This is a genomic window from Peptostreptococcus stomatis DSM 17678, assembly GCF_000147675.1.
Classification (GTDB): domain Bacteria; phylum Bacillota; class Clostridia; order Peptostreptococcales; family Peptostreptococcaceae; genus Peptostreptococcus; species Peptostreptococcus stomatis.
This window is the reverse complement of sequence record NZ_ADGQ01000035.1, coordinates 48,955-64,749: the sequence shown is the minus strand read 5'-3', so window position 1 is coordinate 64,749 and position 15,795 is coordinate 48,955. Positions and strand designations below refer to the sequence as shown.

Here is a 15,795-nt window from a genome sequence, read left to right as displayed (position 1 = left end):
GTCTGAGTAATCCTCAAACTGGGCCTTGTCACAAGCTAGAAACCTATAAGATAGGCTTCCTAGCAAGTATAATTCAAATTTATAAAAATATTTTTTATTCTTCCTCGTGTAGCTTAACCTTAGTAGCCATAATTGCAACAAAAGTCGCGACTACCATGGCGGCCAGTAATACTAGGGCCATACCATTACCAGCAGCAAATCCCTCTGGAGTATGTCCACCAACAACACCAGTTACCTGAAGTATGATACCTATTAGACCTACTATAGATCCACCAGCAACTAGACCAGAAGATAAACTGATACCTCTAGACACTCTTGCAAGCTTTTCTGCTTCAGACTTAGCCATCTTTTCTACAAGAACTCTAACTAGGGCACCTATCAATATGATAGAACTTGTAGATATTGGTAGGTAGAAACCTATAGCAACTGTCATGATTGGTAAGTCAAGTAAGAACATGAATAGGGCCATTACAACACCTACTATAATCATTACCCATGGAAGGTCTCCTGACATTATACCTGATGTAAGTGTAGCCATCAAGTTAGCCTGTGGTAGGGCGAAAGGAGGGTTAGCACCTGTTATTGCCAACTGGTCAGCAAGTAGAATCATTACACCAACAACGACAACAACACCTAAGATACCTGATATAGCATAGTGCTTCTGCATTTCTGGTTCATTACCACCGATTACGAATGTAACCTTCTGTGACTGGGCATATCCACCTGCCATAGCTATAGCAACAACTATAAATGATGCGAACATCAATAGAGTCTTATTACTTGCTGGGTCAGTCCAACCAGCTATAACAAATACTAGAGTCGCTATAACTAGAGATGCAATTGTCATACCTGAAACTGGTAGGTTTGAAGTACCTATAGTACCTGTCAATCTACCTGCAACTATTACGAATAAAGCTGATAGGATAAATGAAATCACTATACCTACTATAGCCATTAATATGTTTCCTGATACCATTACGGCACCAACGAAACCTAGTACTATACCACCTATAAGGATTAATCTCTGAACGCCAACACCTTCCTGGCTTACACCAGCAGATTTAGCACCCATAGTCTGCTTGATAGATGAAACTATAACTGGGATAAGCTTGATAGCACCAATTACACCACCACAAAGCATCATACCCGCACCTATATACTTAACATAGGCACCTGAGATTGTATTTACATCCATCTGACCAATTGCTGTAGAAGCATTATTCCATACATGGTGACTCTGGTGAGCCATATCAGAGAAGTAACCAATCAAAGGAAGTATACCAAAGTTTGAAAGGATAGATCCTGCAAACATTGATATAGAAACCTCTAAACCAACTATGAATCCTATACCTAATAGTAGTGGGTTAGCTTCTATTTCAAACTTGAACTTGTAGAATGATTCTCCTAACTTACTGTAAACATTGTTACATAGGTTTAAGAATGAACCTGTTAAAATTGTTATAATACCACTGATTACAAATCCAACTCCCATGAACTTAACTGAATCTCCGGCACCTTCTGATGCAACTAGTGTCTCAGATATAGCCATAGATTCCGGATACATTAGGTTACCATGTTCTTCTATTATTAGGTAGTCAAGAACTAGAGAAGCAACTCCTAGACCAAATAGGACACCTCCTAGACCTATTACAAGACCTTCAACAAAAGATATCTTACTGCCAATCAATAGTACTGCTGGTAGAACGAATATCAAACCACTGGCAACTGATTCACCACCACTGGCCATACCCTGAACAAGGTTCTTTCCTAATAGACCCTTCTTCTTTGCAAAAGCTGCTACAAAGGCAGACCCTATTATAGATCCAGGTATACCTGCTGCAACTGTTAATCCAGCCTTCATTCCTGAATAGGCTGTAGAAGCTGCAAATACTATTGCCAGGATCATACCTATGATCATAACTACAGTATTTGAACCTCTTTTTGTCTTATCGGTATTGTAGGGTACATAATCTTTACCCTTTACGCCACCGTAAGCTTCTTTTGATAATTTCTTAGCACTCATTATCACATTTTCCTTTCTTAAAAATTTAAATTAAAAATAATATTCTAACCTAAGACCTATTATACCACAAAATAACATACTCTGCATATTTTTCTAAATATTAACTATCCAGTTAAAAATATATTTTATTACTTCTTCTCTATTTAGCTCATTAAGTATCTCATGCCTACACCCTGGGTATATTTTTTTTGTGACTCTTTTGAAGCCTAGGTCTTCGAGGATTGAATAAAACTTGTCTACCCCCTTGCCATAGTCTCCAACAGGGTCCTCCTGGCCTGATATCAGGAGAATTGGTAGGTCCTTAGGCATCTTGGCTATGTTCTTCCTCCTAGCCACGTAGTCAACACCTTCAAATATGGCCCTATACATGCTAACTGACGGTATAAACCTACAATACCTGTCTGATAGGTAAGAATCTACAACTGAATCATCCCTGGTCAACCAATCAGATATGGTCCTCTTATTTTCTATCCTGTCATTATAGGATCCTAGCGAAGCCTTGTGTAAATACTTACTCCTATACTTTTCGCCCTTCAAGCTTCCAATAATGGCAGACACTAACAAGCCAAACCTAGAGGCCACTAGTGGCACATGGCCGGTTCCCATAACGATAAGGCCATCAATCATATCCCCATATAGGGATGCATAGGTTCTGACTGCAAAAGACCCCATAGAATGCCCTAGCATGATATAGGGTAGGTCTGGATACTTGGCTGCAGTCTGCCTTTGAAGGTCTCCTATATCCTCTACCAGGTCCATCCAATTCCCTGTAAAGATACCAAAATTTTTCTTACCACTAGCAGACTTGCCATGACCCATATGGTCATCACCAACCACTATATATCCTTCCTTATTCAATTTTCTGATAAAGCCTTCATACCTGTCTATATGTTCTATCATGCCGTGGACTATTTGAACTACCCCCCTTGGGTTTTCAACTGGCCACTCTGATGCATATATATTTCTCTCTCCAAAATACCATTCTAACCTATCCACTTAAATCAACTCCCTTTACTAACTATTATACAAGTCAGGAAAATATAAGTAAATAAAAAGAGACCTATAGGGTAGGCCTCTTTTCACTGATTATTTTATCTTTAGGGTATATCAAAAAGACTCAATTTACTTGATATAAATCAAATCACTCAATATGCTAATTTACGTTTTAATATCTTCTGATCTTACCAGCAGACATGCAGATTAATACATGCTTAATGGAAGTATCTCATCATGGCAAGTATCAACTATCTTGCGAATGTTTCTCCTAATTCTACGCATAGAGCTATGCCTTCTTCGTTTGGAGTTTCGTTAACGATTAATCCATCGTCGAATAGGTTAGCACCAGCTGCTTCAACTCTTGACTGCCAGTCTCTCATCCATTCTCCATCTCCCCATCCGTATGAACCGAATAGAGCAACTCTCTTACCGCCTATTGAACCTTCAGCTTCTTCAAAGAATGGTTCAAATTCAGCTTCTTCTAGAACTTCTGATCCCATTGATGGACAACCGAATATTAGAGATTCATAGTCCTTTACACTCTTGCCAGGATCATTTGAAATATTTATTACATCATATTCTACGCCAGCCTTTGCTAGTCCTTCACCAATAGCTTCTGCCATTGCCTGTGTATTACCTGTTCCACTCCAATAAAAAACTCCAACTTTCTTCATTTTCTAATTCCTCCTATGCTATGTATAATTGATTTTTAAATTGGCCTAATATATTTTCCAAACACTCTCCACAACTCATCTTTTCCATCATCATACACCTAGACCTATCATATTTTTCAAACAAGGCCTTGGCCTCTTCAGCATCTCCATAGACCTTCCAATAGCCACTATACTTATAGTTCTTGCCATTGTTTTCTATAAATCCTAGTATGTCTGATACAGGATAGCCTAAAAATGCACCGATTTCATGGGGGAAGTCTCCCCTGCTCATCCTAGTTTTCAAAGTAGCAATATACTTGTTTAGTGACCATGAGCTAGAGTAACCATAATCCTCCAGGATTGTATTTACATCGGACATTCTCAAGTACTGGTAGAGTTGGGACTGCTTATAGACAAAAACTAAAATTCTCTGTCCACACTCGCATATTGGATTAATTTTAATATCATATTTTTCAAATCTCTTATTATAGTACTGAACCAGTCTGCGATAGTCAGGCAATTCTTTCTTTGATATGGATACCAAGTTAGAAACCTTTGCCCCTGTCAAAACCGGAGAGCAGTAGTATGCAAGTATGTTTTCAAACTTTACGTCTGCCATAAAATATACCAACCTTTCTTAGATAGGGTACTGATTTTTTATATCAATCAATACCCATTTTTATTATAACAATGTTGATAATCTCTGTCAATGATTTTTGATAATAATTTTCGATAATTTTGTCTACTGGTTTTAATCCTGTCCATCAAACATATAAATATAAAAAATAGACCCTGAACTAAGCCTCATATTGAGAGTTAGCTCAAGGTCTATCTATACCCGTCTTTTAAACCTATTTACAGGTTTTACGTCTACAATTTACTTATACACTATCTTTGATAGGTCACAAATCTTTAACATGGCCTTATAGATATTAGCAAGTAGGGCTAGCCTATTATTCCTAACATCAAGGTTTTCATCCATTACCATTACCGTATCGAAGAAAGCATCTATAGCTGGCTTCAGTGAAGCGAAAGAATCCAGTGACTCTGTATACTTCTTCTGTCCCATAAGGTCTTCTATTTCCTTTTCTACCAGGACAAACTTGGCATATAGGTCTTTTTCTGCAGCTTCAAGAAGGGTCGCTTCCTTTATATCCAGACCTTCAGCCTTTTCTGCTAGTGTTGATACCCTGTTAAAGGCTACCAACATATCATTTAGGCTAGGATTATCTATCCAGGCATTTATAGCCTGAGCCCTGGCATATAGGTCTGACATGTTCTTTTCATCACTGGCAAGGACTGCATCTACTACGTCGTACCTGATACCCAAATCCTTAAACATTACCCTAGTCCTCTCATTGAAGAAGGCAACTATCTGGTCAACTACTACATCCTTGTCAAAGTCCACTCCAGCGTACTGATCTAGGGCCAGGTCAGCTAGTTTAGCTATATCTAGCTCTATATTCTTTTCAAGCAGGATAGTCAATATTCCCAGGCACTGACGCCTAAGGGCAAATGGGTCAGCAGAACCTGTTGGCTGGATACCAATGGCAAAGAAACCTGCTATAGTATCTATCTTGTCTACGATTGATAGGATGGCACCCTCTGCTGATTGAGGTATTTCATCACCACTAAATCTTGGCATATAGTGTTCATAGATGGCCTCGGATACAATAGGGTCTTCCTTGTCTAGCTTTGAGTACTCCATACCCATATATCCCTGTAATTCATCGAATTCAAATACCATACTAGTTACCAGGTCTGCCTTGCATAGGTAGGCTGCCCTTTCTAGCAGGTCTTTCTTTATGCCTGCATCTATTTCATCAGCTATCTTTCCTGCCAACTTGTAAAGTCTTTCTGACTTGTCTAGTAGGGTACCTAACTTTTCCTGGAAGACAACCGTATCTAGCTGTGACCTATAGTCTACTAAGGCCTTCTTCCTATCTTCCTTAAAGAAGAATAGGGCATCTGCTAGTCTAGCTTCAAGTACCTTTTCATTACCCTTCTTAACATTTTCTATCATGTAGTCATTACCATTTCTAACTGCAATGAAGTTAGCCAATAGTTCTCCCCTATCGTCCACTACTGGGAAATACCTCTGGTGGGCCTTCATAGGAGTCTTAACTACTTCCTTCGGTAAGCTGGCATATTCCTTGTCAAATTCACCATAGAAGGCTGTCGGATACTCTACTATATAAGTTACTTCTTCTAGCAGGTCTTCATCCATATCTACCCTACCATTTATGCTGGCAGCCACCTTGTCTATCTGGTCTCTTATTATAGCCTTTCTCTTGGCCTGGTCAAGTATTACATAGTTTTCTTCTAACTTAGCCAGGTAGTCTTCTATACTTATCACCTCTATTGACTTGGATCCAAGGAACCTGTGGCCCACAGTCTTGTTAGAAGCTACAATACCTTCCATATTTACTGGTACTACCCTGTCATTCATCAAGGCTAAAAGCCATCTTATAGGTCTTACAAACCTCATGTTCTTTCCGCCCCAACGCATTGACTTAGGGAATACTACAGCCTTTACTATCTCTCCCAGGACATCACATAGGATTTTCTCTGTATCTTCACCAGTTTCCTTTAAGGTAGCATATATATATTCAGTTCCATCCAGGTCCTTAAAGTATACGTCCTTTTCACTAAGGCCCTTACCCTTCATAAATCCAAGGGCTGCCTTTGTAAAGCTACCATCTTCTGCCAGGGCAATCTTCTTAGATGGACCCTTTACCTCTTCTTCTAGGTCTGCCTGCCTGTCAGCCAAGCCCCTTACTACTAGGACTAGTCTTCTTGGTGTTGCATAAGTTTCAATTTCAGAAAAACCAACCCTGTTTTCTGTCAAGGCCCTTGTAAGGTTGTCCTTCAACTGACCAAGAGTAGACTCCACAAATCTTGATGGCATTTCTTCTACGCCTATTTCATATAATAGATAATTATTCATTGATTTCACCTGCCTTCAATAATGGATATCCCAGTTCTTCTCTCTGTTTAACATAGGATTCTGCTACTATCTTGGCCAAGGACCTAATCTTACCTATAAAGGCTGCCCTCTGGCTAACACCGATAGCCCCCCTAGCCTCTAGGGTATTAAATGTATGAGAACACTTCAATACATAGTCATAGCAAGGTATTACCAAGCCTATCTCAGCCAGGCGCACTGCCTCTGCCTCATACATATCAAACAACTTAAACAGCATTTCTGCATTACATTCATCAAAGGCATATCTAGAGTTTTCATATTCTTGCCTCTTGAAAACTTCACCATAAGTGATTTCATCATTCCACTTTAGGTCATACACACTATCTACGTCCTGTATATACATACCTATTCTTTCAAGACCGTAAGTGATTTCACCAGTCTCTAATTCACATTCTATATTCCCTACCTGCTGGAAGTAAGTGAACTGAGTGATTTCCATACCGTCAAGCCAGACTTCCCAGCCTAGACCCCAGGCTCCTACTGTGGCTGCCTCCCAGTTATCTTCAACAAATCTTATATCGTGTTCATCTGGATTAATACCTATAGCCCTAAGAGATTCTAGGTATAGGTCCTGTATATCATCTGGTGATGGCTTTAGGATTACCTGAAATTGGTGGTGCTGGTACAACCTGTTAGGGTTTTCCCCATACCTACCATCTGCAGGTCTCCTTGATGGCTCTACATAACAAACACTCCATGGCTCAGGCCCAAGTGATCTAAGAAAAGTATTTGGATTCATAGTTCCAGCACCCTTTTCCACATCATATGGCTGTGTCATTATACAACCTTGCTTTGCCCAGAAATTTTGCAAAGTCAAAATCATTTCTTGAAAATTCATAAATATTTCCTCCTGATTCTTCTTTTTTCATCCACCTTATTTATGGAATCTAATTCACTCTTTAGTCTTTCTCTGTCTTACTATTTAGCCTTTTATTTCTCTTCAGAATCTTCCTTTTTAGGATCTTCTTCCTTGATTAATTCATATATGATATCATCACTTGAATCATCTTCGTCTTCATCCTTAGACTTCTTGAATGTCTCCCTTATGTCCTCAAAGGAATTAAATATAATCTCCTTTAGGATTTCTAGTTTTTCCGGAGTCAAACTCCCCATATCAACACTTTCCCCACTAGCCTCATCTGTGATAAGGACTGAGTACTTGCTAAGAACTGCTGCTGATAGGCCCAATAGGGATAGGACTGGCATAGCTGCTACACCCAGCACACCAATAGTCAAGGGTATGTTCAACATTATCTTACCTTCTTTTTCTACAATTATTCTGACAACAGTAGTCTTCTTAAATAGGTCTCCTAGCTGGCCCCTTATTTTCTCTGACTCCTGGGATATATTTTCCCCAAACCTGCGTATAGATTCTTTCTTGTTTTCAAAACCCATATCTTTCTGACCTGACTCAATATATATAATTGCGTCTAGTACATTGCCATCAGTCTTGATTAAGGCTTCTCTGGCTTCCTTGTATGTTGCATATGGAAGTCTATCCAATACCTGATCTACCATTTCAATTGTTATCTGTGCCATAATTTTCATCCTTTCTCAAGTTCTAAAAAATAGATATTTACTTTAACGTTTTTAAGAGGTCTAGTGACTTGAAACTGACATTTTCAAAATAGTTGATCAGGTAGATCTTTAATAAAGAAAAGAGCTCCCTGACCAAGACCTCTGCCACTTTTGCTTTGCTACATACTATTATATCATTATTTAGTATATATTGCATAAGTGATATAGTAGTTTGATCTAATTTTATAAAAAATTTTTCCTTTTTGTGGCAATTGTTACATACCAAACCCCCATCTTCAACAGAAAATACGGCATATTTCAAATTTTTGTTGCCACATATTGTACACCTGTCCAGCTGGGGCCTATAACCCATATAATCTACAAATTTTAGTAAAAAGGCATCTAAGACCAAATTTTTATTATCTATCTTCTCAGAATACAAAAATAAGGTCTGGGCCAGGAGTTCAAAGAGCCTGTTATTGGGCTGGCCCTCTACAATATTGGCCTCTACCAACTTTATTATAAAAGAGGCATAGGAAAAACTCTCAAAGTCCATGGATATATTATAGAAACTCTTTATATTATCAGCCTGGTAAAGGGTGAACATATCCTTCTGTTTTCTCATGTTGTAGTTGTTGTAGGAAAAAAGTTGGGATGCAGATAAGAACCTGCTCTTTTGCCCCTGGGCCCCCTTGGCTATGGCTGAAACCTTGCCATATTTCCTGGTGAAAATGGTCAATATCAAGTCCTTGTCCCTGTACTTGACGGCCCTCAGAACTATACCTTGTGTATCTAAAACTATCATTTCTACCTCATAAATTAACAAAAATAGCTAAATTGCAATTCTCATTCCAATTTAGCTATCTAATACCATCATCTAATTATATCTACATTAAGAATATGTTTATCATTACATAATAAACACATATACCTATTACATCCATCAAGACTGCCATTATCGGCGAGAAGATTGCTGTTGGATCTGAATCCATCTTAGCCAGGATAATAGGTAATAGGGTACCTGCACATGCTCCTAGTACCATATTTATCAGGACAGTTAAGGCAACCACCATTGTTATTTCAGGCTTTCCTATAAATAGGGCCAATAAAACAACTGCTATTATACCTATAAGAATACCATTTATCATACTACTTATGATCTCTTTAAGTATTAGAACTCCGTCTACGCCCTTGTCCTTGTCTGTTAAATTTATTACTGTTACAGATGATGACTGACTGCTAACACTACCTCCCATAGCCACTACTAAAGGCGCTAAGAATATTAACTCTATAAGGTTCTTGTCTATCACCTTCTTAAAATTCATAAAAACTATAGCAGCTATAAATGAGATAATGGCTGTCAATACCAACCATCCTATCCTACCCCTCACGCATGATATAATCTGCTGGCCTAGGGTAGAGTTGTCATCTTCATCAGTGTCCCTCTCTCTCTCGCTACTTCCTGCGATCTTATAAAGGTCCTCTGAAGCCTCTTCTTCCATAACATCTATAATGTCATCTACAGTTATGATACCCTTTAGGATACCTTCGTCATCAACAACTGGCACTGCAACAAGGTTATACTTAGAAACTATCTTTACGGCCTCTTCCCTATCGTCATTGTCATTTACAGACCTGACATTTTCCATCATTATGTCCTCGATTATCTCTGAGTCCTTGGCTAGGAATAGTTCTCTCAGGGAAAGTACACCTACCAGTTTCTGATCATTGTCGAGTACGTATATGTAGTAGATTGAGTCTGCATCAACTGCCTCTGCCCTTATGTGCTTGATAGCTTCCTGGACATTTAGGTTTTTGTTTATAGTCACATAACCCTTCCTCATAGTTGAACCAGAAGTTTCATCCACATAGGCCAAGAGTTCTCTCAATTCAGTCTCATCTTCCTTGTTGACCATATCAAGAATCTTTTCTCTCTCTTCTTCACCCATGTCTCTCAATATATCTGCCAGGTCACCTAGTGACATTTCCTCAAATATACTCCTTACATGGTCTGGATCCATTTCTGAAATCAATTCCATAAATAGGTCTAATTCACATTCTTCAAGGATTGATGCAGCCGTATCTAAAGGCAGGATTTCAAATAACTTGACCCTGTCTACTTCATCTAACTCCATCAATACATCGTATATATCTACCGTATGGTACTCTTCCAAGGTCTCCTTTAACTCAATGAGCTTGGATTTATCAATCATTTCTTTAACTTCATTGTACAACTCTCGCGCCGAGTCCTGTTTCTTATCCATCATAACCACCTTTTAATCTCTATTTTCATTTAAACCAAAATCAGTAATAAAATTAGTCATGTTTCTCCAATTTTCCTTAACCTTAACCCATAATTGGAGATTAACCCTTGTATCCAATAAAAATTCTATTTCTTCTCTCGCTGATTTTCCTATTCCCTTTAGCTTTCTTCCATTCTTGCCTATGATGATACCCTTGTGGGAGTTTCTCTCACAGTAGATAACTGCTGATACATCTACTATGTCCTTGTCCTTCCTGGCCTTCATCTTTTCTATTTCAATTGCTATGCCATGAGGAACCTCATCATTAGTGTACTGGAGTACTTTCTCCCTGATAAGTTCGGCAACCAGGACCCTCTCAGGCTGGTCTGTAACCATGTAGTCAGGAAAATACTTTGGCCCTAGATCCAGGGTCTGCTTTATAGCCTTTATCAAGCTGTCGACATTTGAACCCTTTAGGGCTGATACCGGTATTATTTCCTTGAATAGGCCCTCCTGATCATACATCTTTATCAGGTCAAATATCTCTTCCTTGTTGGCAATCTTATCAACCTTGTTGATCACAAGAAAAACAGGAACTTTTGCCTTTCTTAGGTTTTCTATGATCATTGAATCTCCCTTGCCAATCTTGTCAGAGTCATCGACTACAAAGAGGATGCAATCTACATTCTTGAAAGATTCTTCTGCTGACTTTACCATCATCTGGCCCAGCTTGTTCTTTGGCTTGTGTATACCTGGTGTATCCAAGAATACTATTTGAGCCTGGTCATCTGTATATACAGCCTGGATGGTGTTTCTTGTAGTCTGAGGTTTATCGCTCATTATGGCGATTTTCTCACCTACCATGTTGTTCATCAGGGTAGACTTTCCTACATTAGGTCGACCTACTATGCTGACGAAACCCGATTTATATTCCATATATTTCTCCTTATATGCCTATTTTTATTTTGATAAAACATTTTAATTATACCATATACGGTAGTATTTTTCAAATTTTAATAAAACAAGCCCAACTGGAATATAACTATGGCCACCAGGGTACCCAGTATGGCTCCTGCGACCGTCTCCCAGAAGGTGTGTATCTTACCCTCAATCCTACTCTGGGCTACCAAAAGTGCCATCAGGTAGGCCAAAGATGAAGCCTCAACCCTCTCAGTCATCAGGGTAATAGATGTTGCTATTGCAAAGGCTAGGGCAGCATGTCCACTAGGCATTCCCCCCTTTAGGGGTGTACCCGTAAAGGTAATGGCCTTAACCACTACTACAGCTATCAGGACCACCACTATACAGATAAGTGTGATATGGAGTTCTGACTCCCTTATCCTGTATACCAGGTTACCTGTCAATAGGGTAAGCTTTTTATAAAAAAGTATATAGGCCACACCTACTGAGTATATAGCCGATACCAAAACTGCCCCTGCTGCTACGTCCTTGGCTATCTTTGCCAGAGGATTGTACTCCTGGGTTACCATGTCTACGGTCTTTTCTACAGCAGTATTTATCATCTCTGTTATTACAACCATGGTTATAGCCCCCAATAGAACTATAAATTCCATCTTTGAAAAGTCAAAAAATAGGCTGGCTATTAGGACAAGGAAACATGCCAGGTAGTGGAGTTTCATATTCCTCTCACTCCTGAAGGTATACAGGATGCCATCAATGGCTGCATTTACAGACTTGGTAAAGCCCTGCTTGATCTTCTTGTCCTTATTTTTCTTAAAAATCTTGTATCTTTCCCTGTCCTTTTCTTCCTTGATCTTTTCCTTGTCCGGCTTATAGGATTTCTTATCTTCCTTGGAATCCGATATATCTGAGTCATCAATAAGCATTTCATCTATATCTTCAAGGTCTATTTTATCAATACTTTTGTCATCTTTTAGGTCTTTACTCATACAAATCCCCCATTGTTTTTAGTTTCTAGTAATCCCTAGCTGGCTGAGTACATCCTCTTCCTTGGCATGCATCTCCTTGGCCTCTTCCTCTTCCATATGGTCATAGCCAAGTAGGTGGAACATACTATGACATACCAGGAAACAGACCTCTCTTTCCAAACTATGGCCAAAGTCCTTGGCCTGGTCAGCTGCCCTTTCTATTGAAATCACTATATCACCTAGGGATATGGCTCCAAAGTCTACATCTACTTCCTCCCCATCATACATTGGAAAGGATAGGACATCAGTCACCTTGTCTATATTCCTGTAGTCCCTGTTTATCTCCCTAATCTCATCATTTGATACAAAGGATAGGCTCACTTCATAGTCATCATCATAACCCTCATATGCTAATACTTCCAAGATTACCGCCTCAATTTTATCCATTATATCCTGGTCTAATTTTACAAAATCCTGTCTATCTTCAAAAATTATTTCCATTTTTTGTCCCTGCTCTTTCCCCTCGAGTCATTATTCTTATCTCCAGACCTATCATCTCTAGGCCTCTTTCTTTCACTAGACTTTTCCTTAAATTCAAGTTTCTTTTCATGCTTGGCATAGGCTTTGATAATCCTCTGAACCAGTTCATGTCTGACAACGTCCTTTTCAGTCAATTCCTTGTAACCTATACCCTTTACACCCTCTAGTATCCTTATAGCCTGGACCAGGCCACTCTGTCTGGACCTAGGAAGGTCAGTTTGGGTGATGTCCCCTGTCACTACAGCCTTTGAACCAAAACCCAGTCTGGTCAAAAACATCTTCATCTGCTCTGGTGTAGTATTCTGGGCTTCATCCAGGATAATAAAGGCGTTGTCTAGTGTCCTACCCCTCATAAAGGCCAGGGGGGCCACTTCTATAATTCCCCTTTCAAGGAACTTGTTGAACTTGTCTGGTCCAAACATATCAAACAAGGCATCATAAAGGGGCCTCAAATATGGGTCTACCTTGTCCTTCATATCACCTGGTAAAAATCCAAGTGTTTCCCCTGCTTCTACAGCCGGCCTGGTCAAAATTATCTTTGTAACCTCATCAGACTTGAAGGCCTTGACCGCCATGGCAACTGCAAGATAAGTCTTACCAGTACCTGCTGGCCCTATACCAAATGTAATGTCATGGTTTTCAATCAGGTTGACATACTCCTTTTGTCCCAGGGTCTTTGGCTTGACTGGATTACCCTTTTTAGTTATGACTATAGTGTCCTCTAACTCTTTTATCCTGTCCTGGCTACCCCCAAATAGGAGGTCTATGGCATAGACTATGGCCTGCCTATCTAGAGTCTTGCCTACTTCTACCATCCTATGTAGTTGACCCAAGAGTTCCAGGGTTGTTTCAACATTCTTTTCCTCTCCAAGAACTACTATTGTACCCTCCCTAAGTAGGATATCTGTATTTAGGTTTTTTTCTATAAGTTTTATATTTTCATCAAAATTTCCAAATAATTCATGTTCAAATTTAGGCTCGTAAATTTGAAATTGCTTTTGTATTATCAAGTTATCACCTCTATTTTAATCGTATATACCCATTATATCAAATATATTGCTAAAAGGATAGAGGACAGTACTTACGCACTGTCCTCTAAAAAATATGTGAGATTTGTGAAACAAACCTCTATATGTCAACCCTCTCAGGAGTCTCATCATTCTTGTTCAATCAGGCCATAGCCCCCGTCGCCCCTTCTATAAACCAGGCAAACTTCAAATGTATCCTGATCTTTGAATAGGAAGAAGTCATGTCCAAGTAGGTTCATCTGCAATACAGCCTCTTCTGCTGACATTGGTCTAAGGTTAAACCTCTTTTTTCTCTCAAATACCAGTTCAGAATCTCCTGGTAGAATATCAATCTCTTCTTCAACCAATTCATCAAAGTTTTCAAACCTGATAGTTGAATTTCCTGCTCCCCTAGTCTTGAATTTATTCTTGTATTTTACAATCTGTCTATTTAACTTATCACTTACAAGGTCTATAGCTGAATACAAGTCATCCTGTACATCTTCTGCTCTTACAACATGTCCATTAATGCTGTCGAGAGTAACTTCAACCTTCTGTTTTTCCTTCTTATTTGCACTTACCGTAACTCTTAATTCTGCCTCAGGGTCAAGCAGCTTTTCTAACTTGCTGAACTTCTTGTCGATATAACCTGTAATGCCATCAGTCAATTTTATCTTTTTTCCAGATACTGTTATTTTCATAAAAACAACTCCCTTCGGTATAGGCTGGTAATTCAACCTATTTACTTCTTATTTTAAGTATAATCGATATCTATAACTAATTAAAGTCTTTAATTTACATCTTTTTTGTTGTATAATGGATGTGAGGGCGAGTTTTTAATCAACTCCCCTATTTTTTTGTCTGAATACAGCAAACCTTACAAGCCTCAACCACTTGATTTTATCAAAAAAGAGGAGGCATAGCCTCCCCTAAAAGTTTCTAATTATTTATAAGTTATGGTTATGCTCGTTTATTTAAATAAATATACTGGCTCCTAAAGTAATTCTTAAAGAGAGTCTTTAGAACCTAGTACAGTATCTATCTTACCAAGAACAACGTCCTTTATTGCATCTCTACCAGCACCTAGGTACTTTCTTGGGTCGAATTCCTTAGGATTTTCTGCCATGAACTTTCTGATAGCTGCAGTCATTGCAAGTCTTAGGTCTGTATCCATATTGATCTTACAAACAGCCATTTCAGATGCCTTTCTTAGCATTTCTACTGGAACACCCTTAGCACCAGCTATATCACCACCGAACTTGTTACAAGTAGCAACAGCATCCTGGTCAACAGCAGATGCACCGTGAAGTACGATCGGATAGTTTGGTAGCTTAGACTGGATTTCTTCTAGTATATCAAATCTTAACTTAGCTTCACCCTTGAACTTGAAAGCTCCGTGAGAAGTACCGATTGCTATAGCTAGTGAATCAACACCAGTTCTATTTACAAAGTCTACCGCCTGGTCTGGCTCCGTATATTTGTGTACATCAGATGTAACATCATCTTCTGTACCAGCCAATACACCTAGCTCAGCTTCAACTGTAACATTCTTTGGATGTGCATATTCAACAACCTGCTTAGTAATAGCTACATTTTCTTCGTAGTCAAGATGAGAACCATCTATCATAACTGAAGTAAATCCAGCATCAATACACTTCTTAGCCATTTCAAAGTTTGGACCATGGTCTAGGTGTAGGGCACAGTCAACTCCGATTTCATCAGAAGCAGCCTTTACCAACTTCACTAGTGTATCGATACCTGCATATGATATAGCAGACTTTGAAGCCTGGATTATAACAGCAGAATTTCTTTCCTTACAAGCCTCTAATACACCCTGTAACTGTTCTAAGTCACTAATGTTAAAAGCTCCTATAGAATATCCACCTTCATATGCCTTCTTGAACATTTCTTTAGTATTTACTAATGCCATAATTTCCTCC

Annotated in this window: 15 protein-coding genes; all 15 read right to left on the bottom strand. The window is 39.0% G+C overall.

All coding sequences use genetic code 11. The annotated features are described in order from the left end of the window. Window positions 1-94 precede the first annotated feature (94 nt). The 15 genes from HMPREF0634_RS03460 to fba all read right to left on the bottom strand — a co-directional run bounded on the left by HMPREF0634_RS03460 (window position 95) and on the right by fba (window position 15,785). Window positions 95-2,023: an OPT family oligopeptide transporter gene (locus tag HMPREF0634_RS03460; protein WP_007789081.1), complete on the bottom strand. Its 1,929-nt coding sequence runs from the start codon at window positions 2,021-2,023 to the stop codon at window positions 95-97. Window positions 2,024-2,116: 93 nt separating this feature from the next. After that, the gene (locus tag HMPREF0634_RS03455) at window positions 2,117-3,019 is read right to left on the bottom strand and encodes an alpha/beta fold hydrolase (RefSeq protein ID WP_007789034.1); all 903 of its coding nucleotides are present in this window, start codon (window positions 3,017-3,019) and stop codon (window positions 2,117-2,119) included. A gap of 248 nt (window positions 3,020-3,267) precedes the next feature. Further along, window positions 3,268-3,693, bottom strand: a complete 426-nt coding sequence (locus HMPREF0634_RS03450; protein WP_007788983.1) for a flavodoxin — start codon at window positions 3,691-3,693, stop codon at window positions 3,268-3,270. A gap of 13 nt (window positions 3,694-3,706) precedes the next feature. Then, complete coding sequence (locus HMPREF0634_RS03445; protein WP_007789104.1) at window positions 3,707-4,291, bottom strand: DUF3793 family protein; 585 nt, start codon at window positions 4,289-4,291, stop codon at window positions 3,707-3,709. Between the two features lie 258 nt (window positions 4,292-4,549). Next, window positions 4,550-6,619 carry a glycine--tRNA ligase subunit beta gene (gene glyS, locus HMPREF0634_RS03440; RefSeq protein WP_007788954.1) on the bottom strand — a complete coding sequence of 690 codons (2,070 nt, stop codon included), beginning with the start codon at window positions 6,617-6,619 and terminating at the stop codon, window positions 4,550-4,552. Then, the gene (gene glyQ / locus HMPREF0634_RS03435; RefSeq protein WP_007788980.1) at window positions 6,612-7,496 is read right to left on the bottom strand and encodes a glycine--tRNA ligase subunit alpha; all 885 of its coding nucleotides are present in this window, start codon (window positions 7,494-7,496) and stop codon (window positions 6,612-6,614) included. Before glyQ ends, glyS begins: the two co-directional genes overlap by 8 nt. A 92-nt stretch (window positions 7,497-7,588) precedes the next feature. Next, complete coding sequence (locus HMPREF0634_RS03430; protein ID WP_007789019.1) at window positions 7,589-8,197, bottom strand: DUF4342 domain-containing protein; 609 nt, start codon at window positions 8,195-8,197, stop codon at window positions 7,589-7,591. Between the two features lie 37 nt (window positions 8,198-8,234). Next, the gene (gene recO, locus HMPREF0634_RS03425) at window positions 8,235-8,981 is read right to left on the bottom strand and encodes a DNA repair protein RecO (protein WP_007789079.1); all 747 of its coding nucleotides are present in this window, start codon (window positions 8,979-8,981) and stop codon (window positions 8,235-8,237) included. 82 nt (window positions 8,982-9,063) lie between these two features. Next, a complete protein-coding gene (gene mgtE / locus HMPREF0634_RS03420) occupies window positions 9,064-10,440 on the bottom strand; it encodes a magnesium transporter (protein ID WP_007789109.1) in 1,377 nt (458 codons plus the stop codon). A 12-nt stretch (window positions 10,441-10,452) separates the two neighbouring features. Beyond that, window positions 10,453-11,355: a GTPase Era gene (gene era, locus HMPREF0634_RS03415; RefSeq protein ID WP_007788999.1), complete on the bottom strand. Its 903-nt coding sequence runs from the start codon at window positions 11,353-11,355 to the stop codon at window positions 10,453-10,455. A gap of 77 nt (window positions 11,356-11,432) precedes the next feature. After that, window positions 11,433-12,161, bottom strand: a complete 729-nt coding sequence (locus HMPREF0634_RS03410; RefSeq protein ID WP_040565714.1) for a diacylglycerol kinase — start codon at window positions 12,159-12,161, stop codon at window positions 11,433-11,435. 186 nt (window positions 12,162-12,347) lie between these two features. After that, window positions 12,348-12,809 carry an rRNA maturation RNase YbeY gene (gene ybeY / locus HMPREF0634_RS03405; protein WP_007789055.1) on the bottom strand — a complete coding sequence of 154 codons (462 nt, stop codon included), beginning with the start codon at window positions 12,807-12,809 and terminating at the stop codon, window positions 12,348-12,350. Beyond that, window positions 12,800-13,858: a PhoH family protein gene (locus HMPREF0634_RS03400; protein WP_007789038.1), complete on the bottom strand. Its 1,059-nt coding sequence runs from the start codon at window positions 13,856-13,858 to the stop codon at window positions 12,800-12,802. Before HMPREF0634_RS03400 ends, ybeY begins: the two co-directional genes overlap by 10 nt. Before the next feature lie 146 nt (window positions 13,859-14,004). Further along, window positions 14,005-14,556, bottom strand: coding sequence for a ribosome hibernation-promoting factor, HPF/YfiA family (gene hpf, locus HMPREF0634_RS03395; RefSeq protein WP_007789017.1), 552 nt, complete (start codon window positions 14,554-14,556; stop codon window positions 14,005-14,007). Between the two features lie 305 nt (window positions 14,557-14,861). Further along, the gene (gene fba / locus HMPREF0634_RS03390; RefSeq protein WP_007789001.1) at window positions 14,862-15,785 is read right to left on the bottom strand and encodes a class II fructose-1,6-bisphosphate aldolase; all 924 of its coding nucleotides are present in this window, start codon (window positions 15,783-15,785) and stop codon (window positions 14,862-14,864) included. Window positions 15,786-15,795 lie beyond the last annotated feature (10 nt).

What these genes read in the sequence shown, in the direction of transcription:
- HMPREF0634_RS03460 (WP_007789081.1), bottom strand. Translation starts at nt 2,023, where the DNA reads ATGAGTGCTAAGAAATTATCAAAAGAAGCTTACGGTGGCGTAAAGGGT.
- HMPREF0634_RS03450 (WP_007788983.1), bottom strand. Translation starts at nt 3,693, where the DNA reads ATGAAGAAAGTTGGAGTTTTTTATTGGAGTGGAACAGGTAATACACAG.
- HMPREF0634_RS03445 (WP_007789104.1), bottom strand. Translation starts at nt 4,291, where the DNA reads ATGGCAGACGTAAAGTTTGAAAACATACTTGCATACTACTGCTCTCCG.
- glyS (WP_007788954.1), bottom strand. Translation starts at nt 6,619, where the DNA reads ATGAATAATTATCTATTATATGAAATAGGCGTAGAAGAAATGCCATCA.
- glyQ (WP_007788980.1), bottom strand. Translation starts at nt 7,496, where the DNA reads ATGAATTTTCAAGAAATGATTTTGACTTTGCAAAATTTCTGGGCAAAG.
- HMPREF0634_RS03430 (WP_007789019.1), bottom strand. Translation starts at nt 8,197, where the DNA reads ATGGCACAGATAACAATTGAAATGGTAGATCAGGTATTGGATAGACTT.
- recO (WP_007789079.1), bottom strand. Translation starts at nt 8,981, where the DNA reads ATGATAGTTTTAGATACACAAGGTATAGTTCTGAGGGCCGTCAAGTAC.
- mgtE (WP_007789109.1), bottom strand. Translation starts at nt 10,440, where the DNA reads ATGGATAAGAAACAGGACTCGGCGCGAGAGTTGTACAATGAAGTTAAA.
- era (WP_007788999.1), bottom strand. Translation starts at nt 11,355, where the DNA reads ATGGAATATAAATCGGGTTTCGTCAGCATAGTAGGTCGACCTAATGTA.
- ybeY (WP_007789055.1), bottom strand. Translation starts at nt 12,809, where the DNA reads ATGGAAATAATTTTTGAAGATAGACAGGATTTTGTAAAATTAGACCAG.
- hpf (WP_007789017.1), bottom strand. Translation starts at nt 14,556, where the DNA reads ATGAAAATAACAGTATCTGGAAAAAAGATAAAATTGACTGATGGCATT.
- fba (WP_007789001.1), bottom strand. Translation starts at nt 15,785, where the DNA reads ATGGCATTAGTAAATACTAAAGAAATGTTCAAGAAGGCATATGAAGGT.